Origin of the sequence: Flavobacterium sp. CG_9.10 (genome assembly GCF_015752245.1) — a bacterium.
GTDB lineage: Bacteria > Bacteroidota > Bacteroidia > Flavobacteriales > Flavobacteriaceae > Flavobacterium.
Genome location: NZ_JADOVD010000040.1, coordinates 1 through 1,336 on the forward strand (window position 1 = coordinate 1; position 1,336 = coordinate 1,336).

The window sequence follows — 1,336 nt, forward strand, 5'->3', positions numbered from 1 at the left end:
CAATAGCGTCCTAAACGATTAAAAAAGAATGGCTAGTTTTTAACTCAAAGTTTACCTTTGAGGTGACCAAAAAACAAAAGCCATTCTCGATGACAAATGTAACACTGTTTTCTCAAATCATTAGTAAACTAGATCGTTCAAAATTCAATAAACTTGTTGTTGAAAAGCAAAGCGACAAACATCAAAAAGGATTTAGTAGTTGGTCACATCTTGTATCTATGTTGTTTTGCCAGTTTGCAAAAAGTCAATCGGTACGTGATATAAGTAACGGACTTCGTTCGGCAACAGGTAACTTGAATCATCTAGGAGTTCAAAGAGCACCTTCAAAATCTACGATTAGTTATCAGAATAAAAAACGCGATTACACACTTTTCAAAGATTACTATTTTCAATTGCTCGATAGTTTAGGACAGCAAGCTCGATTCAAACAGGTAAAGTTTAAAATAAAGAGTAAAATTTTTCTTTTAGATTCCACGACCATAAGTTTGTGTTTAAGTTTGTTTGATTGGGCCAAATACAAAACGGCAAAAGGAGCCGTAAAAATGCATACTTTGCTTGATTATGATGGTCATTTACCCGCTTACGTAAACATTACAAATGGAAAAACTGCTGATAATAAGGGAGCTTACGAGATCCCATTGCTCAAAGGGAGTGTGATTGTTGCAGACCGTTTTTATAATGATTTTTCGCTTTTAAATGTTTGGGACAGCAAAGAGGTTTATTTCGTTATTAGACACAAAGAAAATCTGCAATTTACTACCTTAAAAGAAAACGAACTGCCAGAGAATAGACATTCACATATTTTAAAAGATGAAATAATTGAGCTTAAAAATGAAGCATCATTAAAAAAATATCCACACAAATTAAGACGAGTTGTTGTTTGGGATGATCTAAACAAACAAACTATTGAACTGATAACAAATCATACTAAATGGAGTCCAAACACAATTAGCGAACTCTATAAAAGCCGCTGGCAAATAGAAATATTTTTTAGAGAAATAAAACAACTTCTACACATAAAATCATTCATTGGAACAAGTGAAAATGCAGTAATGATACAAATATGGACAGCACTAATTACAATTCTTGTACTAAAAGCGCTCAAGGCAATGGCGCTATACAATTGGCATTTATCGAATTTGGTAGCATTTATAAGACTTAATATTTTTGTGAAAATTAACCTTCAACTTTGGCTCGACAAGCCCTTTGAAGATCATCATGAAAAAATTCCTGATAGTATACAAGGGGTTCTATTCTAAAAAACTATTGTTTTTCAGTCTCAAGCCAATGAAATTGCAAATTTTATTATACTTGAAATTTATTTAGGACAGTATTG

1 protein-coding gene is annotated in these 1,336 nt (G+C 32.3%); it reads left to right on the top strand.

Annotated features, from left to right (window positions below):
- Positions 1-89 precede the first annotated feature (89 nt).
- Complete coding sequence (locus IWX84_RS15315; RefSeq protein ID WP_196851626.1) at positions 90-1,259, top strand: IS4 family transposase; 1,170 nt, start codon at positions 90-92, stop codon at positions 1,257-1,259.
- The last annotated feature ends 77 nt before the right edge of the window (positions 1,260-1,336 follow it).

Bases quoted from the DNA above. Each gene is read 5' to 3' on its own strand.
- IWX84_RS15315 (WP_196851626.1), top strand. From the start codon at position 90: ATGACAAATGTAACACTGTTTTCTCAAATCATTAGTAAACTAGATCGT.